The sequence below is a fragment of the Pantoea sp. sgz302252 genome (assembly GCF_047713085.1).
Taxonomy (GTDB): Bacteria; Pseudomonadota; Gammaproteobacteria; order Enterobacterales; family Enterobacteriaceae; genus Scandinavium.
On the sequence record NZ_JBLFJW010000028.1, the window covers coordinates 1 to 24,631 of the forward strand.

Genomic DNA, 24,631 nt, shown 5'->3' on the forward strand with positions numbered 1-24,631 from the left:
GGACACCACCATCGTGCCGCTATTTTTCAGGGTGCTGTTGTCATTGAGGTGAATGGCGTTTTTGTTGTTATCAACCAGCAGCGTGCCGGTGCTCGCGTTCTCAAATACCGCGTTGTTTTTCATCTCCATCATGCTGGCGTTACCGGCATCCGCAGCGCTGCCCAGCGTCACTGTGCCGGTATTAGTCATACGGCTGGAGTCACGCAGCTTAACGCCGTTGTCGACTGTCCCACTGTTATTTAGGGTACTGGTACCCGTTGCCAGGATGGTACTGCTTATGTCACCGGCATTGGTGAGTGTGCCGTTAGCGATATTCAGAGCTGCAGTGATGCTGGCTCCACTCTGGTTATCCAGCGTGCCGTCGACATCAATAGTTCCAGGGCCTTCGAGGGTTCCCGTATTGGTCGCCACCGTGCCTGACTCAACCCAGCCAGAAGATGTTATGCTGGTAATTCCACTCAGCGTGCCTTCCAGAACCATCGACGCTAAATCGTCGTCAGTGTTATCGGCGCTGTCTGGTACACCTTCGCCAAGGATAACCTGGCCTTTGTTGATGATACGGTTGTTGGCATTGCCGTCGGAATAGAAGGCCACACCATTTTCAGCATTGATATTGATGACGCCAGTAGTGTCGTTGATCGCAGTACCGCCCGCATAGACCGCCATGCCAACCAGCGGAGCCGTTGGGTCGTAGTTCTCATCCTTCTCGAGGTTAATGGTGCCCTGGTTAACCACGGTATTATTACCATAGGCCGCCATGCCCGCACCGGCATTATTAATAGTAATGGTACCCTGATTGAGAGCGGAAGAGCCGGTTTTGCCATAATTTGCGTCATGGTCACTGCCAGCTCCCATACCCACTGAGTAATCAATCGCCCGGGTACCAATATTTGAAGCCAGAGTGGTGGTATCATTCGGGTCGACCCATAACGCATCGGTCGTGATGGTGCCATTATTGACCGCATAACCGCCATCGTATAATCCGACCATGCCGACAGCGCCACGTCCGGCCATATCGATAGTGCCATTATTCACTACCGTGCTGCCGTCAACCGCAGCAACCATTCCCTGAACGGAAGTCGCCTTATTATTGAAGGTGGTTTGTGCGTAGACACCATAGAATTCAGGAGTGTTCACCACGCTGTCCTGGTTAACCACTTTCCCAGTTATCACGGCACCACTCTCATTGACGGCCGTACTGCCAAACTCGGTGAGTGTTCCAGAGAGTGCAAATAGATCTCTTGAGGTTGAAGTTGCGCGGTTAAGGGTAATTTCACCCTGGTTACTGACCAGCGTGCCATCACTATAACTCGTCACGACAGAGATATTGGTTGACTCGATAGCCCCCTTATTGACAACGGATGAACCATTGTTGGCAGTGATTAATGTCGACTCTTCCAGAGACTTATCAATTGGGTTTGCATCAGTGACAAAGCTTGCCCCGTCTTCAATTATCAGAGAGGCACCATTTGTGAGATCGAAGAAGGACCGCCATATTCCGGATTTAAATTCCCCGCTCAGGGTGGATTCACCGTTCAGGACCAACGTCGACTGGCCATCGACTGAAACAGGAGAATCATAAGCGAAGCCATAGCGCCCGTTGGCAATCTCATCGCCAGCGGCGGTATCCGTCATCGCATCGGTTTCGCCGACCAGATGAATACCCTCGTTCAGGGTGACGGTGTTACCATCGCCCTTCACTTTTAGCCCCTGAATCTCTTCTTCTGTTCCACTGGCATTGCCATACTTTGAACCTGCATATTCACCGTCACTGATCACGGTTAAACTGCCGTCGAGGGTGACATTGTTATTATTGCCCTCGACGTTAATGCCGACTGATGGGTCCCAGAAATAGTCAGCGGCGTTATCCGCAGTCTGATCTTTATCGACCACCATGTTGCCACTTAGCGTTACGGTGTTACTTTCACCGGTCACATTGACACCGGTGGCTTTTTGCCCGGTGACGTTGATGGCGTTGGATTCCAGGCTCACAGTGTTCCCGTTACCGGAAACATCTAACCCTGTTGAGAAATCGCCGACGTTCAGATCGCCGGTTTGATGGACGGTATTACCGTTGCCATCGACAGCCACACCGGTGGAATGGATATTTTCATCGCTACTGCTTACAGTAGTGGTACCGCCATTGGTGATGGTATTGCCATCGCCGCTGACCAGAATACCCTCCGCGCCTTCGGTGGCGGTGATATCGCCGGTATTGCTGATGACGTTATTGTCGCCATAGACTTCGACACCAATGGAGTCTACGCCGTTGGCGCTGGTCGCTCCGGTGGTGGTAATGGCGTTGTCGTCGCCGATAATAAAGCTGCCGGTAGCGCTTTCTGTGGCGGTTGAGTCACCGATGCTGACGGTGTTGCCGCTGCCATCAACTATCTTGCCCGCATTACCGTTGCCGGAGGCAGTGCCGCCGCTGATGGTGACGGAGCTGTTGTCGGTCAGCGTCATGTCACCAATATCGGTCAGCGTCAGGTTGCCTTTGTAATCGTAAACCGCGGCTTTGGTGCCATCGCCGCTGATCATATCCAGCTTAATGGTGTTGCTGGCCTCATTTACTTTGTACTGATTCAGCAGCGCGGTTCTGCCGTCGGTTGTGTTGGTCAGCGTCCAGGTGCCGTCGCTATTAGTGGAAATGTTCCAGACGGAATCACCCACGGTCAGCGTTTTCGCCCCTTTATCAATGGTGACGTTGTTGTTATAGGTGGTGACCGTGGTGTCAGTTCCACCGCCGGAATCGTCGCCACCAGAATCATCACCGCCGGAGTCACCGCCAGAATCGCCGCCAGAATCACCACCGCCGCCAGTGTCACCACCGCTACCGGAATCATTGCTGCTGTGGTGGCTGTCACCGTCGCTATTGGTAGCCGCTAAGCCAACCGTCGCCAGCAGCGCAGTCGCACCACCGGCAACCCACGCCCATGTCGTTCCTTCGTCAGCGTTAATCACTGGCTTCAGGCACACCGGAGCGAGTTTATCTTTTTGCTCTTTCGTTAATTTACTGAGATCACCCGGACACTGAATCTCCGTTTTTTCCTCTGAGGGGTCAGCGGGCTCCGCCCACGCCATATTTCCTTGCAGGGTAAAGGCAACACAGAGAGAGAGTGTGCTCCTTTTTAACATTTTCTTACTGGTTGCCGATTTCATGGCATAGACCCTTCTGTAATGATTGGATACGCTTTCCTCTCCTTGTGGGAGAGTTAAGGATAGTGATGACTGGAATGTTAATTAAGTTGTGCGCATTCAATAAAAATAACATTTCATTCAGAAATACAACTAGTTCACACAGTTGTATTATCAGGCTGAATTTTTCTTACGGGCGTTCTTTATTCCTGTCGCGATATATTTCGACATAATGAGATTGTGTATAGAGATAATGTTTATCACTAACCCACGGAATAACGTTCTTTATCACAGAGTTGCAGATGCGTTTGTCTATTAGAGATAACAGGCATTAAAAATCGACACCTTTGAGCAACTTGTTATTTAGTTTGCAGGATTTGCACGCCACCTAAACACATTACAAGTATTCATCAGTTGAGGAGTATACCTCACAGAATTGATAACGTGGGGGAATATTTCAATGTTATGACTATGACGATGAAATTACTAATCAATTGAATTTCAAGGGATATTTTAATTGTTCATTATAACTGATTTAATAATTATTTTTTACTAAATGAGACTGCATCTCTTCCTGTGACATTTTTCTTTTTCCGTTGGTTCTACATCGCCCCGTCTGCTTCCATTCCGTTTCTGTGATCGTTGCCTTCTGAGTCTTTCTTTTGTACAAGCACATTTCCTTACCCAGTTTGCCGTTCATATACTTTTGCGGATAAACACTTTGCTGCAGCAAAACGGAATTCACCGACACCGCTGCTTGCCCAGCGCCGGAGTCTCGGTAGAGTTCAGCCAGATGTTACCAGCGGGTGACCTCTCTTGATGCATACTCAGCCCACAAATCAGGCTGAAGTTTCAAATGAGCCGCCAGCCGGGAGACAACACCGTCGTGAGGTGAAATACTTTTGTCGGGAGGAAACCCGGGGCCCCGCAAATAGCAGAGTAAAACAGCAAAACCCAAGCGGATCAGAAGAACGTCATCATCCGGCACAACCAACAAGCGTTATTTTTCTTCACTACTGAGTATTTGCCTCCGTGGCATAAATATTTGTGATGTTAAAACTCGCTTAAAGCGAGGTCTGAAGTTCGGTGGTTCGAAAATTTTCGGTAATATTATCTGACAAATAACCAAATTATAGTGAGGCCAACATCCGTTTTTATGTAACGAAAAGACATGTGCCCTCGATTACATTTTTCGCTTTCCTCACCTTCTATAGTGTACGCCACTGTTGTGCCTCACGCGATTCTGCATGCCCACAGCGGGTTCAAGGTTTCCATTTTTTCGTCGGTACTTCCATAAAGGTCAGTACTCTGTATCCAAGTTTATGCAATGAGGTGTATATGTCTACTTCAGTAATTGAAAAGCAGAGCGCTTATGAGAAGCTAAGCCTGAGAGAAAAGGTTGGCTACGGTATGGGTGATGCAGGTTCCTGTATGATCTGGAGCGTTCTGGCACTTTACCTGACCTGGTTCTATACCGATGTTTATGGGCTGGATCCTGCGATTGTCGGGACGTTATTCCTGGTCATTCGTATTTTCGATGCGTTTAGCGACCCCGTGATGGGGGCAATTTGCGATCGTACCCAAAGTCGTTGGGGTAAATTCAGACCGTGGCTACTGTGGATGGCAATACCCTTTGGTTTGGGGGCGATACTGATGTTCTCCACACCCGATCTGAGCATGAATGGGAAAATTATTTATGCCTGGGTGACCTATCTGGTCATGTCCTTAATCTATACCGCAATCAATATCCCGTATTGCTCGGTCGCGGGTGTGATTACGCTTAATCAGAAAGAACGGATGAGCTGTTTGTCATGGCGTTTCTTCCTTAATGGTCTGGCGACGCTTATCGTCTCCTCGACTATTTTACCCCTGACCGACTGGCTGGGAGGCGGTAGTCGGGCTTCCGGTTTTCAGATGACCATGATGATTATGGGGGGGGCGGCAACCTTAATGTTCCTTTTCTGTTTCTCCAGCATTAAAGAACGCGTTGTTTCAGTTAATGCCAATGATTCGTTAAAGCGTGACCTGAAAGACATCATTAAAAATGATCAATGGCTGTTGATGATCTCCATCACCTTCCTTAACGTCTTCCCTGCCTTTATTCGCGGGGCGGTTACCATTTATTATGCAACCTATGTCATGCATGCCTCTGTTGGGTTTATTACCTTCTTTATGGCACTGGGTGTCGCGTGCAATATGTTGGGAAGCGTTATTGCCAAACCGCTTACCGACCGCTTCGATAAAATTAAGCTCTTTCGCGTACTCAACGTTATTCTGGGGATACTGTCGTTCACATTGTGGTTTGTTAACCCTGCGTCGCTGACACCGTTGTTAACGCTGTTTATCATCATTAATATTCTGCATTTAATTCAGTCAGGACCGATTCTGTGGGCCATGATGTCTGATGTGGATGATTACGGTGACTGGAAATTTGGCAAGCGCCTGACCGGCATCTCCTTTGCGGGCAATCTGTTTATGTTGAAAATGGGCCTGGCCGTAGCTGGGGCTATCGTTGCCTGGGTTTTGGCATCAACTGGTTACGTTGCCAATCAGCCGCAGCAAAATCACGAGACGATCCAGTGGATTATCATCATGTTCTCGCTCATGCCAATGCTAAGCTATTTTGTCAGCGCATATATGGCACGTTATTTTAAGTTAAACGATGTCTTCCTCGAAAGAATAAAAGTCGATCTGGCAAAGCGCGAACTGGAAAATGGCCGTGCACAACCTGCGGAACCGACTGACACCCTGGCGATTCAACCCTCACATTAATTTTGAATAACAAGCGGCATCCTCGATGCGGGGTGCCGCGCGGTTTAATTATGTTTTAGTGATTCAGGAGTATTCAATTGATGTCCAGTGAAAATTATTATGATGTAACAGAATGGAATGTTGGCAATCCGTATAGCGATATTGGCGAAGTTATCAACAGTATCATCACCGATATTAAAACGAGACAAACGGCGGTTGATGTCGATGAAAGCGGGAAACCGGGGGCGGTTATCTATATTCCACCAGGAGATTACCATCTGAAAACGCAGGTCTTGATTGACATCAGTTTTCTTAAAATCATGGGCTCCGGCCATGGTTTTACCTCCTCAAGTATTCGGTTCAATACCCCGGACACCTCAAACTGGCATGAAGTGTGGCCAGGAGGCAGTCGGGTCATGGTTGATTTGTCTCCGCAGTTGGGTGATGAAGAATATAAAGGTGCCGCGTTTTACGTGAAACGCGATGGCGATCCACGTATCAGCTCCGTTGAATTCACCAATTTCTGTATTGATGGTTTGCACTTTGTCGATGATGGCTCAGGCAATGACGATCCTGAAAATACCTATGTGAACGGTAAAACAGGTATTTATATCGCCAGTGCCCAGGACTCATTCCGCGTTAATGGTATGGGCTTTGTGTATTTAGAACACGGCTTCACCAGCTATGATGCTGATGCCCTGTCAGTACATGATAACTTTATTGCCGAATGCGGGAACTGCGTTGAACTGCGCGGGTCAGGACAGGCGTCAAAAATCACCGATAACTTGATCGGTGCTGGCTACAAAGGTTATTCCATTTATGCTGAGAACTTTGCTGGCCTGTTAGTCACTGCCAATAATATCTTCCCTCGCGGTTCAAGCAGCGTCCATTTCTCCAACGTGGTGCGATCTACAATAAGCAGCAACAGGCTGCACTCGTTTTATCCAGGTATGCTGGTGCTTGATAATCAATGTGCTGAAGTTCTGGTGTCTTCTAACCATTTCTTCCGCGAGCATGAACCCTGGGAACCGATGCAACCCTATGATAATGGTTTAGATGATTTGTATGGCCTGTTGTATATTAACGGCAGCAATAATTCTCTGATTGCTAACCATATTTCTGAATCTATCGACGCGCAGTATATTAAGCCACTCGGGGCCAAACCGGTCATCATCCGTGTGATTTCAGGCAGCGGAAATTATATTTCTGACAACCGTATTGTGGCGACGACCAACGTGGCTGATATCCAGACGGCAAAAACAGATTCCTGTTTCGAGGCACAGGTGAGTTCTATGCTGTCGGTCAGGGATCTGACACCGCTTGACGTCACCATGGTGCAGGTTGAGACGGAGTCGGAGCAAAATACTGTTCTGGACTCGGGGAGTGATGCTCAGGTCGTTCTAGACAAAACGCTAAATGCGTTCCGCCCAACCCCTGTGCCTGGCGGCGTATAGATTTTTATCTGAGTTTATTGATAAAAAATGAGGAGGGTTTTTGAAGCTCTCCTCTTTTTTATGTCTGAAAAAAAAATCCAGGACTGTTGATCTCTGCGTTTACACCAGTTCAGCCAAAGACGGAATAGCGTCGATTGCACCGAAGCGTGTACAGGTTAAGGCGCCGACTTTGTTGGCCCACATGACATCCGCCACGAAATCATTAAAGGTTATCGCTCGGGTGTCACGCTGCATGAAACGCAGCAACAACGCGCCTACAAAGGCGTCTCCGGCTCCCGTTGAATCGACAGAATTGACCGCAATAGAAGGAACCAGAGTGTGCTCCCCGTCCCGATGGCTGGCCCAGGTTCCCTGGCTGCCAAGGGTGATGGTGACAAAGGTGGCTCCCCGGTCGTGTAAATATCGACATCCCTGAATCTTGTCAGTTTGACCGGTAATAAGTTCCAGTTCTTCTTCACTCATTTTGACAACATCGGCCATGTTCAGGAAGGGCTCGCAACGGCGAATAAATTCAGCCTCGTTACCCCCCCACAAACCGCTGCGGAAATTAGGGTCGAAAGAGAGCATTTTGCCCTGCTCTTTCGCCCGACGAGCGATCGTGGCGTAGGTCTGATAAAACTCACCATCCATCAAGCCAGTGGCCGCCCCGAGGTGAACGATTCCGCTACCGCTGAGAAAATCAGCGGGCAAACTTTGTAGCGATAAATTGCCATCGGCCCCACGGCAGAACACAAAATCGCGCTCGCCGTCGTGTTGTATCCCCACAAAAGCCAGCGTTGTGGGAAAGGCGTTATCGCGAATAATCAGAGTGGTATCCACTGATTCCTGACGCAGCCTCTCTATCAAAAACTCACCAAAAGGATCGTTGCCTACCTGTGCAGCCAGCCGAACATCCCCCCCCAGACGGGTAATCGCTACTGCAACGTTTGCTGGTGCACCGCCCGCTTTCTTGAGGAAGTTCTCGCCTTTTACCAACCCCTGATCGATGTCGGTACAAACAAAATCAATCAAGAGTTCGCCCAGGCAGACAATACTCTGACCATTCATGGTTGCTTCTAAGCTCATTATTGATGACTCCATGTCGTTCGATATTGTGAGAGTAACGCCGTGGTGAGCGTCGCGGACGAGTTGTATTCCAGGGCGATGTGCTGGCATGCACTGATATGGAAGTAGCGGCGCGTGCCGCACTGGCTACCCTGGTTGGCAAACACCTCAACAATGCCCGCATCAAAGAACAGATCCAGTTCGCTGAGCTCATCCACGTAAACACTGTAGCGCATATCGTCCAGGCCTACGGCCTGTAGCGTCAGCATATTTTCGTTAAAGCGCAGTGTTATATGCTGGTCATTTTCACCCTGCAACGTCAGGTGTAACTGGGTGATCTCATTTCCTTTAAGCTGTAGCGAGAATGATTGCCACGCATCAAGGCTGAGCTGTAACCGCCCTTCAGAGCATGCACGGAGATGTTCGTGTTGTTGGATGACACAAGAAGCTGGAGGCGGCACGGGTAGCATACACACCTGTCCGGCGTCATTAAGTGCAAACTGGCGCGGTAGCGACATTTCACCGTTGTAGACTGAATCAGCGCTCTTCTTGTTGGCCCAGTTGTACAGCCACGCAAAACCAAGGTTTTTTTCCCCATCGCGGAATGTTTGCAGCGCATAAAAATCCGTTCCGAAATCAAGCGTCTGCAATGCTTTATCATCCGGGGTAAAGCGACCCTGACTAAACTCGCCAGTCAGAGCATAAAGCAGGTTATGTCGCCCGGTTTTCGCTTCCTTATAGCCCACGATCCCCATGATTAACGCCCATTTATCCCCGATCGGGAAAAAGTCCGGGCATTCCACACAACGCCCTCCGTGCTGGCTGAACGTTTTATCTGCTCGATAGAGCACGTGGTCGAATACCCAGTCATCGCCGTTTGGCGAGATAAAAAGCAACACTGCGGGATCGTTGTCCACCGCAGCACCCAGCAACATGAAATAACGCTGTTGTTGTTTATCAAACCAGACTTTAGGATCGCGGAAATCGCAGCTCACACCTTGGGGCAGCTCGCTCAACACTTGCTTAACGGATTCCACTTTATCCAGCCAGCGGCCAGGCCGGGCGCACTTCTGAACTTCGCGATAACCGGCATACAGATCGTAGGCAGGTAAACGTTCGGTGAAGTAGAACCGGGTATTGCCGTCGTTATCCTGGAAAGCGGTACCGGAAAACGCACCACCGGTCGCGCCAAGGGCTTCAAGATTCTGCTCTGGCTGTAAAAACACCGGATAGTGACGCCAATGGTAGAGATCGTCACTGGTGGCATGCCCCCAGTGCATTGGCCCCCATTCAGTGCTATGCGGATGAAACTGGTAGAAAAGATGATAGGTATCTCCAATTTTGCACAACCCGTTAGGGTCATTCATCCAGCGGCTAAAAGGCGAAAAGTGCAGCGCCGGGCGCAACGGCTCTTGCTTGTACCAGGTCTCCATCTCATCTTGCCCCACAGCCCGTAACGTATCGGCTTCGCCGACCAGGTATGTTACCCCAACCCGGTGCACCGTTTCGGGCTGCCAAAAGTAAAATAACGAAATATCCGCCGCGTCATCATCCCATTCGATCGATATCGGTTCGTCAGAATAGTGAGTCCAGGTGAAATACTGATAATATTCAGCCGCTGTTTTTATGGCGTATACGATTTTTCCGGCCGCTGAAAACTGTAGCAACGGCAAACACGAGTCGTGATTTTTTTTCAGCCACAGATCAAATCGCGTGCCTGATACTGCGGGCAAAACTAATTTATTCATGGTGATTACTCTTTAGTTAACAGATGAGAATTATTTACAGGCGAAATGTACTCTATCCTCAACTGGTTCGATAAAAAATGGTTATACTTAATAAATAAGTAGTGCAAGCTAATTTTGAGCTATCGTCATACCCAAACTGCTTTGACGTATAATCAATCGTGTCGTTAACTCCACTGAGTCAATGTAATCCTTTTCCTCACGATTATTAATAAGTTCAAACGCCAACTTGCCCATTTCATTAATAGGCTGGGCGATGCTGGTAATGTTCATCATTTGCGCAATAATAGTATTATCGAAACTTGCCACCGCAATATCTGCTGGGATATTGCCCCCTTTACGTCTCAGACTTTCAATCACGTAGCTAGCGGCAACATCGTTATAAATAAACAGGCAGTCTATTTTTTCGCCCTGAGCAATTATATTATCCACAATATTTTCCAGCGAGTGGATATGCCCCCGGTTAATTTCGCCGTCGCCTTTCGGTATCCAGTAGCCATGGTGCTTTTCCACCTGGTGACCGTGGCTGAGCGCTCTTTTGCAGAAGGCTGACATTTTACGGTTGTCTACGCCATCCTGGCCGATAAAGCCTGGGCGAATACGGCCGATATCGATAAAATGCTCAGCTACCGTTTCTGCTCCTCGTTCCTGATTGTTGCAAACCGAATTAAAGAAACGCGAATTTTGTGTCACTACTGCGGTATGAATACCGGTGCTTATCAGCCACTCCGACAAGGAGGATTCGGCTTCAGTTGGTACCCAAATCAATGCCTCAATACCCATCCCGGCCAGTGTTCTGACTATTTGCTTGTCCTGAAATGGCTGGTTTTGATGGGTTTTTACAATGACTGATTTCCCGACGTATCGCGCCTCTTCCTCAAGCGAGGCCAGCAGTTCGCAGAAATGCGGGTTAATCAAATTAGGTAGCACGACTCCTATCAGGCCAGAGCATTTTCCGCTCAGCTGAACGGCATTTCTGTTGGGAACATAGCAGAGAAAATCCATCGCTTCGTGCACCGTACGGCGGGTTTGTGCCGTCACGCTCGGATGGTTGTTAATCACCCTCGATACCGTGGCGGTTGAAACACCCGCTTTCGTTGCTACATCTCTGATCGAAGCCATTAAGTTATGTTACCGATTACATAAGTTACATGTATTGTAACTCAGCACCTGACAAAAAATATCTAGTAGATCTCATGTTGGATCGTTACATAGATATAGCTTCAGGTTCACAGATTCATATTGTCGGTGGGTTCCTTAATCAGCGAAACGTTTTAATTGCTTCCGATTCGTCTTTTCTCGACTGTATATACACCACGCCTTTTTCCAGCGTTTGCTTCAGCCACTGCGTGGTATCGAAGTCATAACGGAACGTCGCCCACAGGAACATGCCACCCTGCGGCTGGTTGAAGCTGATATGCTCGCCCAGCTCGGCCTTCAGGAACTGCCAGTTTAACCAGTTTCTCACGACGAGCTTTGCTGAGCGTGGTTCCGCTCGGGTTGCCAAACGTCGGCACCAGATACACCGCTTTAATACGAATACGCAGCGGCTTTCTAAGAAGTCTTCTCTTGCCGGGCCAGCCAAATCGTACGCCCGCCGCACGTCGGGTCTTTTGTCACCTGGTTTGTGACGTTAAAACCGTGTGTGATAAACAGCTGACGATACTCATCATGGCCGAGACTCGCATGATAAAGCGGCTCGCCGATAAACTCCCCGATGGCTTCACCGTTATCGGGTCCGCTGGTGAACATCAACGCGGTACCGTCGTGACTATGGCGCTGAAAAATAGCGAACATCTTGCGTTGTGCACTGCGAGTCAGATGGAAAAAAACTGTCCCAGGCAAGGATGCCATCGAATGTCGTTTGAAGATCCAGACTGCGCATATCCGCAAGATGCCATTCGGCATGAGAAAAACGTTGCTGGCAGCGTTCAAGGAGCGGAGCTGAAACATCGACACCACAAATCTGGTGCCCCTTTTGCAGGAAATACCTGGCTATCGGATCCCCACCGCCACAGCCGAGATCAAGAATGCTGGCGTGTTCTGGCAATAAAGTTAAAAAGCGGTCAAGCCAGGCTTGCTCGATGAAATTCTCCTTGCGTACGGCATCCCACTGCGCTGCGCCTTCCTGATACAGGCGCATAATGTTCTCTGCTGATGGGTGATCTTTTTCCATTTCCAGCCTCTGTTTTAACGTTCGTTGACAATCGCCAGGCTCACACACACCAAATATGTACTCAGTACCATTTAAAACTCAGTACACCTTTTCACACTTTGAGAATCATTATGAACAAATGAGAGTGATGACAAACCTCTAACGAATGAGATCTGTCATAGGGTACCGAATAAAAAACAAGGAAAATCAATTTATTGATTTTCGGCTGCTCACCACAAAGAAGGAAAAACCACGCTTTTTCCTTCTTTGTCAGCAGTCTGAAATCTTTGATTGTTATCTTTACAACAATCTGTCTCGATGCGGTCGGCATTGGCCTCATCATCCCTATTCTGCCCCGTTTGCCGGAAGATGTGGCGCATACCAGCAATATTGCGCTGTAACACGCGTAAAAACACGTCACCCGAACCTGAAAACATGGCTTAAAGGAGTAAAAGCATGTCCGAACCTACCGATCGTGGAGCAAAGCGACTGAATTAGCATGATATAACGCCACTTATTTTCATCCCGGAATTTAATGTTGTTTTCAGCGTGGCGTTATTGCGCTTACGAGAGTTTGAGCGGGAGCTTACTTCTGATGCAATAAAATTCATTAAATATCAATGCATTGTATCGTGATTGTATTGTGATACTCGCCATAAAACCCGGCATGACTCGCTGCCTGAGTGTCAGTGTGGTGTATGTCGGAAATATTGAACAGTCAGGTTGCCTGCTGGTAACACTTTGGCCACTTGACAGTCGCATTGTGTACCGCCTCAACATGAGATAACAAAGTCAACACGGTATTTTATCAATATGTTTACTTTTTGAGGCTCGTCATAATTCCAGTAAATTCATCTCATCATTAGTTATTCACGAAAATTGCATATATATAAAGATCGGCATGGCTCTTTAATGCCTGATTCAAAAATAATAATGTCCTGTGCTTTTATTTATACGTAAGGCTAATAGAAACTGTGCCATTTATTGTTCCGGCTGTCGCATTTCCTGCTGCAGTATACACTCTGGCTCGCATGGCTAAACTTGCCGCAGCGGTTACGGGGTTGACCGCCACAATATACGTCTTACCATTTCCCAGATTTTGCCCATCTGCACGTTGTAATTCGATATCGACATTCCTGGCAGTACCGGTATTGGCGTACCTATCGCCACTTTCCGAGGGCGCGCCTGAATAAGTGGCAGTAACTTCTGTTGTTGAGTTCGGGCAGTTGATCAAATTCATCGCAAATTCGACCCAGCTCGAAGCAGCTCCCGGCTGGTTAAGAAAGCGCATTTGCAGTTTTTTACCCAGATCCACGCTCATTGTGGAACCGCCCTCAATCACGCACGGCGCGGCCTTAACGCTACCAAAAAAACTGAGCTGAATCTGTTCATACTCCGTTTCTTCTGAATTGGCCATGACGGGTACCAGTGACCCTCCCAGTAGCATAAACAGCAGTGCACTCTTCCTCGTTAACATAATCGTCCTTAAATGTGGATCGCCATATCTGACCTGATTTGCTTGCGCCAGCTATGACACTTATTCGTTGGCTTGCGGCTGATTTACCCGCTGTGGTAGACATTGCGCGGTCAAAAACTGAATACTGCTGTCTTTCTCTTTTTTCGTCAGGGTGTAGTTGGCCCAACATTGCTGTGAAGCATCATTTCCCCAACTTACCTGCAGCGTGCCGTTGCCATTCAGCCCGGATAAGTAGACCTGCCCGGCATCGGCCACAATGGACGAACTGCGTGATTGCTCATCAGCATGGCTGGCGATCGCGCCAAACGGTACAGGCGTATCGTTGTCACGCATTAACGTCATCAATACACGTTGGCCAATATGAACCTTAAAGTTAACGCGAGTTACCGCACCACGTGTGGGTACCGTCGACAGGCTGTTTCTGTCTGTATCCACGTCATCTCCAAAGGTTGACGTATCCAGCACGACGTTTGTTTTACGGTAGGCGCTGGCATACGGCACCACAGCGTATCCACGCGAATCCGTTTCCACGCCAACGTAGTTAGTAATTTCGGTGTTATTAGCACCCGGTGCTTTAACCAGTATCACGGTTTCGCCTAGCGGTTGTGAAAGTGTCAGGCCGTTTTCATGCAGTAAAATGCCGCCTCGTACGCCGTAGTTCACTCGATGCTGAGTCATGTCATAGGCATACCCCAAATTCGCTTCACCACGGCCACCGCGATAATCAAGATTAACGTTACTGGAACTGCTTCCCTGACTGGAGTAGCCCTGATAGACGCTATAACTCAAATTATTTCGTTCTAATAACGACCCACTAAGGGAGAGATTTTGCGAGGAATAGCCTGCACTGCTGCTGACACCGTAGGACAGATAGCTGCCAGGTACCCAACTGCTCAAAGGCAGGTTGAGTGTTAAAGCAAATAGCTGATCATTGCTGCTGTATTCAGCGGAGGTATTTTTGCTGTACGTATAGTTCAGCCCGTAGCTGACAAGGCCCCAGTTATTGTAATACCCTAGCGATGTCGACATCGTGCTGTTACCACTGTTCCAGTAGCTTTCTTTCATGAAACTTAGGTTCAGTGAACCAAAACCTTCCCACAAACTTTGTGAGAGCGAGACTTCTGAACGGTTCTTTTTGCGATCCGTGTAGCTATAGCCATCGTTTTCCTGCTGTGTATCCAGCGCATCCTGCAAGGTATAAAAGCCAGCCGTTGAGTAACGGTAGCCGGCCAGAGAGAAGTTAGTCCCGCTATCGACGAAGTTTTTGCTGTAACGAACACGCCAGGATTCCCCACGTTGCTGAGCAGGCATGGAATTGATCGTGGCTCTGCTTTGTGTCACATCGGCAGAAATTGCCCCAATTTTCCCCAGGTTCTTACCCGCCCCGAATGCCCAGGCATGGTAATCCCCTGCGCTCTGTATTCCACTATAGACTGTGAGCCCCCATGGCAGACCGTAAGCGGCTGTGCCCTGAGCAAATAAAGGTTTCTCGCCGTTCTCCTGATAGGATTTATATTGGCCTGACGCAAGGCTATATTTCAGACGGCCCTCACGCTGAAGAACCGGCACTGCGGCATAAGGAACCAGCATAGTTTGTTCACTGCCATCAGTTTCTTTTATCGTGACTTCAAGATCGCCACTTCCCGACGTTGGGTACAGATCGGTAATTTCGAATGCGCCGGGTGAAACATAGCTTTGATAAATGACATAGTCATTTTGTTTGACGGTAACCTGAGCATTGGTCTTTGCAATTCCACGGACAACGGGCGCAAAACCTTTCAGACTGTCGGGAAGCATGTCATCGTCAGATGAAAGTTGAGCCCCCAGAAACGGAACACTATCAAATACAACACTTGACGAGGCGGCGTCGCCCATCACCAGCTGACTTCTTAACGTAATAATATCCCGTTGCAGATAGCTGCTAATGGAATTCCAGTGTACACCGCCGCTGTTATCGCGGTTCCATGTTGAGTAATTTCTGAATCGCCATGCCCCGATATTGATACCGTTTCTCAGATTGAGATAGTAGCTTTCGCTGTCAGCACCGCTTCCGGTGTGCACACGGGTGCTCGCGCCACTGAAAGTGTAATTCAGGAGAAAGGCAGGAATACCGTGTTCCCATTTATCCGGAGACACATATCCGCGTGGTACATGACGGAGCGCGGCCTGAGGAATGCTGATATCTACACGCTGTTTATCAAAGCGAAAGACCATTTGGGCATCTTTGATTGCCTGCGATAAGTTCACACATTGTGTGGTTTCCCAGAGCGGCAGTGGCGTTATTTTGACACCAAATGAGGCAAATTCGTCTGCAGATAAGCAAGGTTGCAGGCTTTCAGCATGGGCTGCGTCACTCAGCAACAGAAAATCAACATCGCGAGTTTCTATTAACTCACCATTGAGGTAAAGATCGACATGGTATTTTCCTGGCGCTTGCTTTCCATGGGTTTCAAAGACAGCCAGGTCTGCTCCGGCTATTGAAGGGCTGTTTAATTCCAGTAAATCTGGGTTGAAGTAGTACTCTCTCGCGTAGGCAGTATTCCAGCCTGAATATATTATCAGCTGACATGGGATTATCATCACAAGGGAAAGTAATCTGATTTTCCGCATATCGGTAGACATATACGAATCCCATCCTTCAGCATTATTGCTGACTTATGTGTAAGGTGAACGTGCTATCACCAGCTATGGCTGGCGAAAATGGCCTCTATATGTTTAGAGTTTCGCCTGATACGTAGAACTCACGCCCCCTGAATCATTGATGATTGTCCAGCGAACATTACTACCGGTACTCCCCATTGGCATGGGATAAGTCACCGTAGATTTAGGCGAAACCATTGTGGTGTCTTTTATTTTCTTCCCACCTACCTCCAATGAATAAAGCGTAATGTAATAAGGTGAGTTATTCGCCAGTTGCAGAGAACTCCCCTGCTGCTTCCATGTTAGTTTCCCCGCAGCGTCTTCAAGTGTCCCGGCTACGCCTATTGGACGATAAATGAGTTTAATCCTGGTTTTAATGGCAATTTGCAGGCTGTTTTCTTGCTTCTCAACTGAAGGGATAGACTTCACATTCAGCCAAAACAATGACTCTTGATCTTTGGGTAATTCATTGCGAACCATGATTACACGCAAAACATTATCTGCTTGTTCATCCAGCCGAAATAACGGCGGTGTAATCACAAACGGCGATTTTCCTGTGTTGTCTTTAATGTCGGCATCAACCCATGACTGAATCAGATAAGCAATATTATCTGGATTGGTCAGAGTGATGGATGCTTCCTTTTTATTCCCCTTATAAATAAGACGAGTGCCCCCGACAACGACGCCCGCTTCCGCAGTAATGCCTGTAGCCAGCAATACCGTTGCCAGAAAACTGTTACGCCATAATTTATTCATAGTTCACACCGAGATATATTATAAAACTAAATTAAAAAAAACAGACAACATGTATTATCTGGTCGGAGGCACTCATTGATATTACTGATATATGATTGAAAAATTCACAATTGCGTTGGCTGAGCCAGGTGTCGGAGCTTCGGATGTTGTTGGGTAATAATAGGCACTGAAGTCCAAATTATTCGCCCCCTCAATGAGGTCATAAACTGAGGAGTCATCATTTAAAGTAACGATTTCTCCTTTGGCATCCTGCAACTGCACACCCACTTTGGTTGCCACGCTGTCTGCGGTTAACTGGACAATTTTGCTGTTTCCTTCCGCGGGCACGCCATCGAAACGTACCGTGGCTTTTGGCGTTGAAAAGCCTTCAGGGCAAACCAAATTCAAGCTGAAGTCTTTCCTGAATGCATTCGTTGCTGTCGGAACTGATGAATTAAATGCACTCACAGGAATTTTACCCAATGGCACAACGAGATTTTTCGATGCGTTATCAATGACACATGCGGTTTGAATAATTTCGCCATTAAAGGTGACGGTGCCATCAAAACTTGGATAAACAGCACTTTCTTCACCCAGGGCCGTTGAAGCCATGGCTACAGAGCTGCCGGCAATTGCTAATGTAAGAAGTATCTTTTTCATATACACCACCCATGAATAATATCGATTACCAATAGATGCCGCCAAATGATATGTTTTCCATATATTTAGCCATCTAAATTTCCGTTAAATGATTTCATAACATCATGAATAAAACAACAGATTGGGAAAAATAGTAAAACAGTATTTTTAACATGAATAATATACATTAAAAATAATGAAATCATCTTCACGCAATCCCTGGTGAATATCAGAATCTATTGATATAAAATCTCTACTGTCGCCACCGCATTTGCTGCTCCAGGTTTGATTAGATTCTTAGTTTGGTAATATTGTGCAGTGAACGGAAGCTCTATGTATCCTGCGGATGATGCTAATTTGTTAGTGTTATTTAATTTTACTGGGTTATTTTTATAAAGTAGCTGAATACCTACTCCATCTGCAATGCCAATATCACCATTACTTAAAGCCAACACCCCCTGCTCATTAGTGGTATTTTCATCGCTCTTTCCAGTGAATTTCGCTGAGATCGAAACTCCTTCGTCGCAGGTCATCCCAATGCTAAAACTTTTAGGCTTTGCCACAGAACCAACGCCGGTAAGTTCAGTAGCCAAAATCTCATCAAGATGGACATTCACAATCGGCGTTTCAACTTTACAGGAAACTGTTTGCACTATCACTTCAGTGCTTGTAAACCACAGAGAATTTGTTCTTAACGTCCCATATTTCAAGCCTGCGGTAGGTAAAGCAAAGTTCAATGTGCCTGATACAGGCTTAGAAAGGGCGATTAATTTCACCTTGAAGCGAGTTTTAGGTATGTACTCCCATAGTTCAATTGGGCCTTCTGTCATAGGGGAAACCATGTCGACCGTATTTTCAATATCGGAAGTGCTGTTGTTAAATTCGGTGTAAATACCAATGGAAGGATTTGTGGTGAGATAAACATTGTCATGACCAGATACTTGTACTTTGGTCATAGAATTAAAATACCCCGTTGAATAGATGACAGTGCTATCATCCCAAAAATATTGTCTGGAACATTTCACCCTGGTACCCTGAATGTCACCTTGCCAGTATTCGGTTTCCCATAAAACATCACCTGGTGCAGCATCCCTCGAAATGTTAAGCACACTGGGAAGGTTAACGTAAGCCTTAGATTCAGAATACCCGGACACAAATGAACAATCGGACTTTGCCAACGACGCCTTCGAAAATAGCATAGCCAATAGAAGTAAAATCAGAGAATTGAATCGCTTTATAAATATAATCTTAGCTGTCATGGTGACCTCAAATTCAGTGTAAAGATCCAGCAACCTTAAGGTTATGGTGATTAAGGTGTAGTTTGGGTCCTGGGTTATGACGGTGTTAAAAATAAAGTTGAATTTATTAATCTAAAGCCGTGCTATTTCTGGCCGCCATGGTAGTCACGCCGTTTTTTGTTGTCAATAAAATGGCCTTGTATTTAGGGTTATTTCCCATTTAATAAAATTATCACTTCCTTTATTCCTAAATATTCAATTTATGCTATGAATGTGAGTTGGGTATTTATATTTAATCTGATTACTTCACTTCGTTACGTCGTTTTGAAGACCAACAACATCGCTAACACCCCCTCTTCGCTGCTCTCTCTTGTAAATAATTATTCATTATGACTGTTAAAAATTCTGTCCATTTCGGCCGTTTTCTGGCGCTTCTTTCGTGCGAAATTTTAAATAAATGTTAAATTTATGCCATGCAGTGACTAACACTGCACACCACGGCTAACTAAGAACATATTACTTACAAGACTAAGGTTCATCATGGATAAGTTATCTTACGCATCAGATAGCAAGACATCTGCCTGGAACACCTACCTGCAACAAATCGAGCGTGTGGCCCCTTACCTTGGCGAATTGTCCCGTTGGGTCGATACCCTCCGCCATCCTAAACGCGCGTTGATTGTCGATATCCCGGTACAAATGGATGACGGGACTATCCGCCATTTCGAAGGCTATCGTGTGCAGCACAACCTTTCCCGTGGGCCGGGTAAAGGCGGTGTCCGTTACCACCCGGACGTGGATCTGAACGAAGTGATGGCGCTTTCAGCCTGGATGACCATCAAGTGTGCCGCCCTGAACCTGCCTTATGGCGGTGCGAAAGGCGGTATTCGTGTTAACCCGTTTGAACTGTCTGAAGGCGAACTCGAACGTCTGACCCGCCGTTATACCAGCGAAATCGGTATCATCATCGGGCCGCAGAAAGACATCCCTGCGCCGGATGTGGGTACCAACGGCAAAGTGATGGCGTGGATGATGGACACTTATTCCATGAACCATGGTACCACCATTACTGGCGTGGTCACGGGCAAACCGATTCATCTCGGCGGCTCACTAGGCCGTGAGAAAGCGACTGGCCGTGGCGTGTACATCAGTGGTCGTGAAGTGGCTCGCCGTGCGAACATTGAAGTTGAAGGCGCATGCGTTGCGGTGCAAGGCTTTGGTAACGTAGGTAGCGAAGCCGCTCGTCTGTTTGCCGGCGCTGGCGCTCGCGTTGTGGCGATTCAGGATCACACGGCCACCCTCTTCAATGCCAACGGCATTGATATGGATGCCCTGACCACCTGGCAGATTGAGCACAAACAAATTGCCGGTTTCCCGGGCGCAGACACCATCGCCAGCGAAGCATTCTGGGAAGTCGATATGGACATTCTGATCCCGGCCGCGCTGGAAGGTCAGATTACCCGTCATCGCGCAGAAGTGCTGAAATGTAAATTGGTGCTTGAAGGCGCAAACGGCCCAACCTATCCGGATGCTGACGATATGTTAGCCAGCCGCGGCATTATCGTGGTTCCCGACGTGGTATGTAACGCCGGTGGTGTCACCGTCAGCTACTTCGAGTGGGTTCAGGACATGGCGAGTTTCTTCTGGAGTGAAGAAGAAATCAACGCGCGTATGGACAAGATCATGACCGATGCGATGGTTCATGTCTGGGAGAAAGCGGCAGAAAAAACCTGTTCTCTGCGCACCGCCGCCTATATTGTGGCTTGTGAACGCATTCTGCTGGCCCGTAAAGATCGCGGCATCTATCCGGGCTAATCCCTGACCACGGTGAGCGGCACTGGCTGCTCACCGTCTCTCCCTTTCAGCGATACGTGGCGTATTCGAGCACGCTCTGGGTAAGGATTTCACACTGCTGGCCAACCCGACATTCCCGCATCAGTACGCTATTGTCGATAAAGGTTTCGGCAAGTGGCAAGTTTTACGGTTTTCATTCGCTTTCTGCTCCGTTGAGATATCGCGCTACTTTATGGCGATTTTGTTAACGGAGCATGACGCTGGAAAACATTACTGGCAAAAAGCATAACTGCGCTAAGCTCTACCTCGTCTAAACAAGGCTCAAGGAGTTTGTATGGCCGACTGGAACCCCTCGTTGTATCTGCAGTTTGCGTCTGAACGAACCCGCCCGGCGGCGGAATTGCTGGCAAGAATCGCCAAGCCTTCTGCCAATTATATCGCCGATCTGGGCTGTGGCCCCGGCAACAGTACCGAGCTGCTGCGCGATGTCTGGCCTGAGGCAGCGATCACCGGCGTAGATAATTCGCCAGCGATGCTGGAGAAGGCGCAACAAGCCTTACCTGACTGTCAGTTTGTGAATGCGAATATCAGTGAATGGCAACCAGAACAGCCACTGGATGTGGTGTATGCCAATGCCTCGTTGCAATGGGTTCCCGACCATCAAACGCTGTTCCCCCACTTAGTGACATTGCTGGCGAAAGACGGCGTGCTGGCGGTACAAATGCCGGATAACTGGGAAGAACCTTCGCATGCTTCGATGCGCCAGGTTGCCAGCGAACTGGACCATCCTCCACGGGCAAGAACACCGCTGCCGAGCGTGCAGACTTACTATGATTTACTGACCAGCCATGGCTGTGAAGTGGATATCTGGAGAACGGCCTATTTCCATCCGCTGGCATCGCATCAGGCCATCATTGAGTGGTTAAGCGCGACAGGTTTGCGCCCATACCTGCAAGATCTTGATAGCGCCAGCCAACAGGCTTTCTTACGCCGCTATTTGCAATTGCTGGAAGAACATTATCCGCACCAGCAAAACGGCCAGGTTCTGCTGGCGTTCCCACGGCTGTTCATTGTGGCTCGAAGCACTAAAAGCTGAAGTCGCGAACGATCGATAAATCCCAGGCCGTCGCGAACAGGGATATGAAAATGATGATGTTTACGGCGGTCTCAATCTTTTTTTCCATGATGACTCTCCTGATGGCTTTTGCCATTTCTGGAAAAAAGCTTACCTGGATTTTTAACAGCAGGGTTACAGATTCATCCGATAACGCACGTAATCCTCAACGGGCGTAAAACGGTCGTAAAGCTTTCTGGCCGGGTTATCGGTGGCAGTATGCCAGTACAGACGCGACCAGCCTTTCGCTTTCCCTTCATCAATCAACGCCTGAATAAGCTTTCCGGCTATGCCACGGCCACGCTGGTTTTCAGCCACAAACAAGTCTTCGAGATAACAAATAGGTGATGTTACCCACGTACCTTCGTGCAGCACGCTGAGTGCAAAGCCGACAATCTCGCCCTCCACCACCGCCACACGGCCAAAAATGGAAGACTGATCGCTCAGCATTCGCTGCCAGGTGTTTTCGGTTATCTCTTCGGTCACCACGGAGCGGTAAAACGCGTTGTACCCGTCCCAAAGCTGACGCCACTGGGCTTTGTCCTGCGCTTGTACTTCACGAATGCTTACATCCATTGCCAGCGTCCTTATGTTAGTTGATAGCATTTATCAGGCATTTTGCGCGCCGGAACCTTCTGGCCTGTTATTGCTGATATCTGCCAATTCGATTGAATCCCTGAACACGTCTGCACTTGCATATGTAAGCATTGATGCTCGTTGTTCAGGATGCGCTGACAAATAACGGGAAATCATATCAAAGCCCAGAGAATATCCCAGCCATCTGGGCAAATCGCCAAAACCGAAAAACCAGACATTATGGTGATAATTCGTGTTCCCCCATTCTCTTAATGCCCGTACCCTGTGAAGATTAATTTCGTGTAAATTAAGACATTCCCATGGTTCAGGCTGTCCCCCACAGACCTGAAGGGCGAAATGCCCGGCTAATCCCTCTGAGACAAGGGCTTCACCCAGAGAAAAACCATATCCCGGCCCACTCCATCTTGCTGCATGATGCAGTTCATGAGCAAACATTCGTTCCAGTGATTGATTGGAATTAGAACAAAATGCAGCGCTCACAGGATCAACCGTAATGTACACAACCCCAGGTTCTGGGCTATATCCCAGATGCCCCTTTTCAGGAATAACATGGGTTCCGGCTTTAACGATCACATCCAGAGAAGGTAATGACATCTGAGTATTGGCTTTTATATACGTTTCTGACAGACAGGCTTCAAGCCAGCTGCAATGTGCTGTTAACTTTCCCTGCGCATTAAGGAAGTGAAGTACCATGGATGACATGAGACCTCCTGTTTTAGATTGAGTGTCCTGTAAACCGTGGGTGATGCGCGGTCATTGTTGCTCAGGCGATGAATCATGGCAATCATGTCATGGCGAGAACTCGGCTGGACATTGTTTTACTTTTCACCCTATTCGGCTCATAATATGAGCCAATAATTTACCTGTTCGGCTCAGAGGCTTTTATGACGCACTGGATTTGGCAACAACCGAACTGGCCAGAATTTTACTGGCAGGATGAGTCCGTTTTGCCGCTGTTGCGTCAGCTACAGCGAAAAACGGGTGTTTTGGTGGGCCGCAGTGAAGTTCAGGACGAAGAAAAGCAAACGCTGGACGCCCTGCTCACCAACATTCTGGCCTCATCGGCCATCGAAGATGAGCGGTTGAACGCGCATTCAGTGCGTTCATCTCTCGCTCGTCGCCTTGGCGTGGATGAAGAAACACCCTTTCCTGTTTCTGAACGCTCGGAAGGCGTAGCGTCGATAATGATCGATGCTATCGATAACCGGCAGGTTCCTCTCTCCCTTGCCCGTTTGAACCAGTGGCATCGCTGGCTTTTTCCGCATGATCCGTGGGCGGTGCATTCCGTTCATGCCGGTGAACTGCGAGGCGGCGAAACCATGCAGGTTGTCTCGGGGAGAATCGACAGACCCGTCGTTCACTTTGAAGCGCCACCTCGCGAAGGGCTTGAGGAACGACTGGAAAACTTTATTGTCTGGTTTAACCTGAGCAACAACGATCCGCTGCTGGACCCAGTTATCAGGGCCGCAATCGCTCACCTGTGGTTTGTTACGCTTCACCCCTATGACGACGGAAACGGACGCTTAACCCGTGCGCTGACAGATTTAGCGCTGGCCCAGGCCGACAAGCAAAGTATCCGCCTGTATGCCATGTCAGCCTCCATTCTTGAGCGCAGAAGTGCTTATTACCGTGTCCTTGAACAAACGCAAAAAGCGGGGCTGGATATCACCGGCTGGCTCGTCTGGTTTCTGGAAACGCTTGATACCACTCTGGATGCCGCGTTATCGAGAATTGACAGCACGCTGGAGAAAAGCCGCTACTGGAAACGGCACGATGTGGTTCGTCAGGTCTTAAGCCCGGAACAGATGAAAGTCCTTAACCGGCTTTTGGAAGGGGGAGACGCGGGTTTTGCGGAGGGGATCAGCGCCAGTCAATATCAGAAAGTCGCGAAAGTCAGTAAAGCGACGGCAACCCGTCACCTTGCGTTCCTGCTGGAACAAGGGTTGCTTGAGAAATTACCCGGCGGCGGACGCAACACACGTTATCATTTGGCGAAAATGGCATGAGCCAAATGCTGGCTTTATTCAACTCAGTCAATGAGCCGAATATGCATCTCAATCGGCTCATCTCCCCTTCAAAGCTTTAACAGGCACAGTGCCAAACCGGGCTGTGT

General features: G+C 48.3%; 19 protein-coding genes and 2 pseudogenes. 5 read left to right on the top strand and 16 right to left on the bottom strand.

Annotated features, from left to right (window positions below; translation table 11 throughout):
• A partial coding sequence (locus tag ACLW56_RS18810) for a beta strand repeat-containing protein (RefSeq protein ID WP_415377966.1) occupies positions 1 to 3,159 on the bottom strand: 3,159 nt, incomplete at its 3' end.
• Between the two features lie 775 nt (positions 3,160 to 3,934).
• Positions 3,935 to 4,132, bottom strand: a pseudogene (locus ACLW56_RS18815) (DUF4158 domain-containing protein); the annotation flags it as partial.
• Between the two features lie 341 nt (positions 4,133 to 4,473).
• On the opposite strand from ACLW56_RS18815, the gene ACLW56_RS18820 reads away from it, so the two are divergent.
• Together ACLW56_RS18820 and ACLW56_RS18825 are read left to right on the top strand one after the other, a co-directional pair.
• Complete coding sequence (locus tag ACLW56_RS18820) at positions 4,474 to 5,907, top strand: MFS transporter (protein WP_330985248.1); 1,434 nt, start codon at positions 4,474 to 4,476, stop codon at positions 5,905 to 5,907.
• An 80-nt stretch (positions 5,908 to 5,987) separates the two neighbouring features.
• The gene (locus ACLW56_RS18825; protein ID WP_330985249.1) at positions 5,988 to 7,340 is read left to right on the top strand and encodes a NosD domain-containing protein; all 1,353 of its coding nucleotides are present in this window, start codon (positions 5,988 to 5,990) and stop codon (positions 7,338 to 7,340) included.
• A gap of 99 nt (positions 7,341 to 7,439) precedes the next feature.
• Here ACLW56_RS18825 and ACLW56_RS18830 read toward each other — a convergent pair whose 3' ends face one another.
• The 12 genes and pseudogenes from ACLW56_RS18830 to ACLW56_RS18885 all read right to left on the bottom strand — a co-directional run bounded on the left by ACLW56_RS18830 (position 7,440) and on the right by ACLW56_RS18885 (position 19,034).
• Positions 7,440 to 8,405: a carbohydrate kinase gene (locus tag ACLW56_RS18830; protein ID WP_330985250.1), complete on the bottom strand. Its 966-nt coding sequence runs from the start codon at positions 8,403 to 8,405 to the stop codon at positions 7,440 to 7,442.
• Positions 8,405 to 10,132, bottom strand: coding sequence for a GH32 C-terminal domain-containing protein (locus ACLW56_RS18835; RefSeq protein WP_330985251.1), 1,728 nt, complete (start codon positions 10,130 to 10,132; stop codon positions 8,405 to 8,407). Before ACLW56_RS18835 ends, ACLW56_RS18830 begins: the two co-directional genes overlap by 1 nt.
• A 108-nt stretch (positions 10,133 to 10,240) precedes the next feature.
• Positions 10,241 to 11,251 (bottom strand): LacI family DNA-binding transcriptional regulator, encoded by a 1,011-nt coding sequence (locus tag ACLW56_RS18840; RefSeq protein WP_330985252.1) that lies wholly within the window; start codon positions 11,249 to 11,251, stop codon positions 10,241 to 10,243.
• Positions 11,252 to 11,435: 184 nt separating this feature from the next.
• Positions 11,436 to 11,570 (bottom strand): annotated as a pseudogene (locus ACLW56_RS18845) (PLP-dependent aminotransferase family protein); the annotation flags it as partial.
• 113 nt (positions 11,571 to 11,683) lie between these two features.
• Positions 11,684 to 11,926 (bottom strand): hypothetical protein, encoded by a 243-nt coding sequence (locus ACLW56_RS18850; protein WP_330985253.1) that lies wholly within the window; start codon positions 11,924 to 11,926, stop codon positions 11,684 to 11,686.
• Positions 11,901 to 12,305, bottom strand: coding sequence for a class I SAM-dependent methyltransferase (locus tag ACLW56_RS18855; RefSeq protein WP_330985254.1), 405 nt, complete (start codon positions 12,303 to 12,305; stop codon positions 11,901 to 11,903). The genes ACLW56_RS18850 and ACLW56_RS18855 overlap by 26 nt, the downstream gene beginning before the upstream one ends.
• A gap of 209 nt (positions 12,306 to 12,514) precedes the next feature.
• Entirely contained in the window at positions 12,515 to 12,721 is a 207-nt protein-coding gene (locus ACLW56_RS18860; protein ID WP_330985312.1) for a hypothetical protein, read from the bottom strand.
• A gap of 509 nt (positions 12,722 to 13,230) precedes the next feature.
• On the bottom strand, positions 13,231 to 13,701 hold the full coding sequence (locus ACLW56_RS18865; RefSeq protein ID WP_330985255.1) for a fimbrial protein: 471 nt from the start codon (positions 13,699 to 13,701) through the stop codon (positions 13,231 to 13,233).
• A gap of 120 nt (positions 13,702 to 13,821) precedes the next feature.
• Positions 13,822 to 16,341, bottom strand: a complete 2,520-nt coding sequence (locus ACLW56_RS18870; RefSeq protein ID WP_330985256.1) for a fimbria/pilus outer membrane usher protein — start codon at positions 16,339 to 16,341, stop codon at positions 13,822 to 13,824.
• 135 nt (positions 16,342 to 16,476) lie between these two features.
• Positions 16,477 to 17,157 carry a molecular chaperone gene (locus tag ACLW56_RS18875; RefSeq protein ID WP_330985257.1) on the bottom strand — a complete coding sequence of 227 codons (681 nt, stop codon included), beginning with the start codon at positions 17,155 to 17,157 and terminating at the stop codon, positions 16,477 to 16,479.
• Between the two features lie 81 nt (positions 17,158 to 17,238).
• Positions 17,239 to 17,841, bottom strand: a complete 603-nt coding sequence (locus ACLW56_RS18880) for a fimbrial protein (protein ID WP_330985258.1) — start codon at positions 17,839 to 17,841, stop codon at positions 17,239 to 17,241.
• A 170-nt stretch (positions 17,842 to 18,011) separates the two neighbouring features.
• Positions 18,012 to 19,034, bottom strand: a complete 1,023-nt coding sequence (locus ACLW56_RS18885; protein ID WP_330985259.1) for a fimbrial protein — start codon at positions 19,032 to 19,034, stop codon at positions 18,012 to 18,014.
• A 519-nt stretch (positions 19,035 to 19,553) separates the two neighbouring features.
• On the opposite strand from ACLW56_RS18885, the gene ACLW56_RS18890 reads away from it, so the two are divergent.
• Both ACLW56_RS18890 and tam read left to right on the top strand, forming a co-directional pair.
• Complete coding sequence (locus ACLW56_RS18890) at positions 19,554 to 20,828, top strand: Glu/Leu/Phe/Val dehydrogenase (RefSeq protein ID WP_330985260.1); 1,275 nt, start codon at positions 19,554 to 19,556, stop codon at positions 20,826 to 20,828.
• 313 nt (positions 20,829 to 21,141) lie between these two features.
• A complete protein-coding gene (gene tam, locus ACLW56_RS18895) occupies positions 21,142 to 21,903 on the top strand; it encodes a trans-aconitate 2-methyltransferase (RefSeq protein ID WP_330985261.1) in 762 nt (253 codons plus the stop codon).
• 153 nt (positions 21,904 to 22,056) lie between these two features.
• Here tam and ACLW56_RS18900 read toward each other — a convergent pair whose 3' ends face one another.
• Both ACLW56_RS18900 and ACLW56_RS18905 read right to left on the bottom strand, forming a co-directional pair.
• Positions 22,057 to 22,497 carry a GNAT family N-acetyltransferase gene (locus tag ACLW56_RS18900; protein WP_330985262.1) on the bottom strand — a complete coding sequence of 147 codons (441 nt, stop codon included), beginning with the start codon at positions 22,495 to 22,497 and terminating at the stop codon, positions 22,057 to 22,059.
• 33 nt (positions 22,498 to 22,530) lie between these two features.
• Positions 22,531 to 23,220, bottom strand: coding sequence for a DUF2268 domain-containing putative Zn-dependent protease (locus ACLW56_RS18905; protein ID WP_330985263.1), 690 nt, complete (start codon positions 23,218 to 23,220; stop codon positions 22,531 to 22,533).
• A 182-nt stretch (positions 23,221 to 23,402) separates the two neighbouring features.
• Between ACLW56_RS18905 and ACLW56_RS18910 the strand changes: the two genes are divergently transcribed.
• Complete coding sequence (locus ACLW56_RS18910; RefSeq protein ID WP_330985264.1) at positions 23,403 to 24,524, top strand: Fic family protein; 1,122 nt, start codon at positions 23,403 to 23,405, stop codon at positions 24,522 to 24,524.
• Positions 24,525 to 24,631: the final 107 nt, after the last annotated feature.

Bases quoted from the DNA above. Each gene is read 5' to 3' on its own strand.
- ACLW56_RS18820 (WP_330985248.1), top strand. From the start codon at position 4,474: ATGTCTACTTCAGTAATTGAAAAGCAGAGCGCTTATGAGAAGCTAAGC.
- ACLW56_RS18825 (WP_330985249.1), top strand. From the start codon at position 5,988: ATGTCCAGTGAAAATTATTATGATGTAACAGAATGGAATGTTGGCAAT.
- ACLW56_RS18830 (WP_330985250.1), bottom strand. From the start codon at position 8,405: ATGAGCTTAGAAGCAACCATGAATGGTCAGAGTATTGTCTGCCTGGGC.
- ACLW56_RS18835 (WP_330985251.1), bottom strand. From the start codon at position 10,132: ATGAATAAATTAGTTTTGCCCGCAGTATCAGGCACGCGATTTGATCTG.
- ACLW56_RS18840 (WP_330985252.1), bottom strand. From the start codon at position 11,251: ATGGCTTCGATCAGAGATGTAGCAACGAAAGCGGGTGTTTCAACCGCC.
- ACLW56_RS18850 (WP_330985253.1), bottom strand. From the start codon at position 11,926: ATGTTCGCTATTTTTCAGCGCCATAGTCACGACGGTACCGCGTTGATG.
- ACLW56_RS18855 (WP_330985254.1), bottom strand. From the start codon at position 12,305: ATGGAAAAAGATCACCCATCAGCAGAGAACATTATGCGCCTGTATCAG.
- ACLW56_RS18860 (WP_330985312.1), bottom strand. From the start codon at position 12,721: ATGTTTTCAGGTTCGGGTGACGTGTTTTTACGCGTGTTACAGCGCAAT.
- ACLW56_RS18865 (WP_330985255.1), bottom strand. From the start codon at position 13,701: ATGGCCAATTCAGAAGAAACGGAGTATGAACAGATTCAGCTCAGTTTT.
- ACLW56_RS18870 (WP_330985256.1), bottom strand. From the start codon at position 16,341: ATGATAATCCCATGTCAGCTGATAATATATTCAGGCTGGAATACTGCC.
- ACLW56_RS18875 (WP_330985257.1), bottom strand. From the start codon at position 17,157: ATGAATAAATTATGGCGTAACAGTTTTCTGGCAACGGTATTGCTGGCT.
- ACLW56_RS18885 (WP_330985259.1), bottom strand. From the start codon at position 19,034: ATGACAGCTAAGATTATATTTATAAAGCGATTCAATTCTCTGATTTTA.
- ACLW56_RS18890 (WP_330985260.1), top strand. From the start codon at position 19,554: ATGGATAAGTTATCTTACGCATCAGATAGCAAGACATCTGCCTGGAAC.
- tam (WP_330985261.1), top strand. From the start codon at position 21,142: ATGGCCGACTGGAACCCCTCGTTGTATCTGCAGTTTGCGTCTGAACGA.
- ACLW56_RS18900 (WP_330985262.1), bottom strand. From the start codon at position 22,497: ATGGATGTAAGCATTCGTGAAGTACAAGCGCAGGACAAAGCCCAGTGG.
- ACLW56_RS18905 (WP_330985263.1), bottom strand. From the start codon at position 23,220: ATGTCATCCATGGTACTTCACTTCCTTAATGCGCAGGGAAAGTTAACA.
- ACLW56_RS18910 (WP_330985264.1), top strand. From the start codon at position 23,403: ATGACGCACTGGATTTGGCAACAACCGAACTGGCCAGAATTTTACTGG.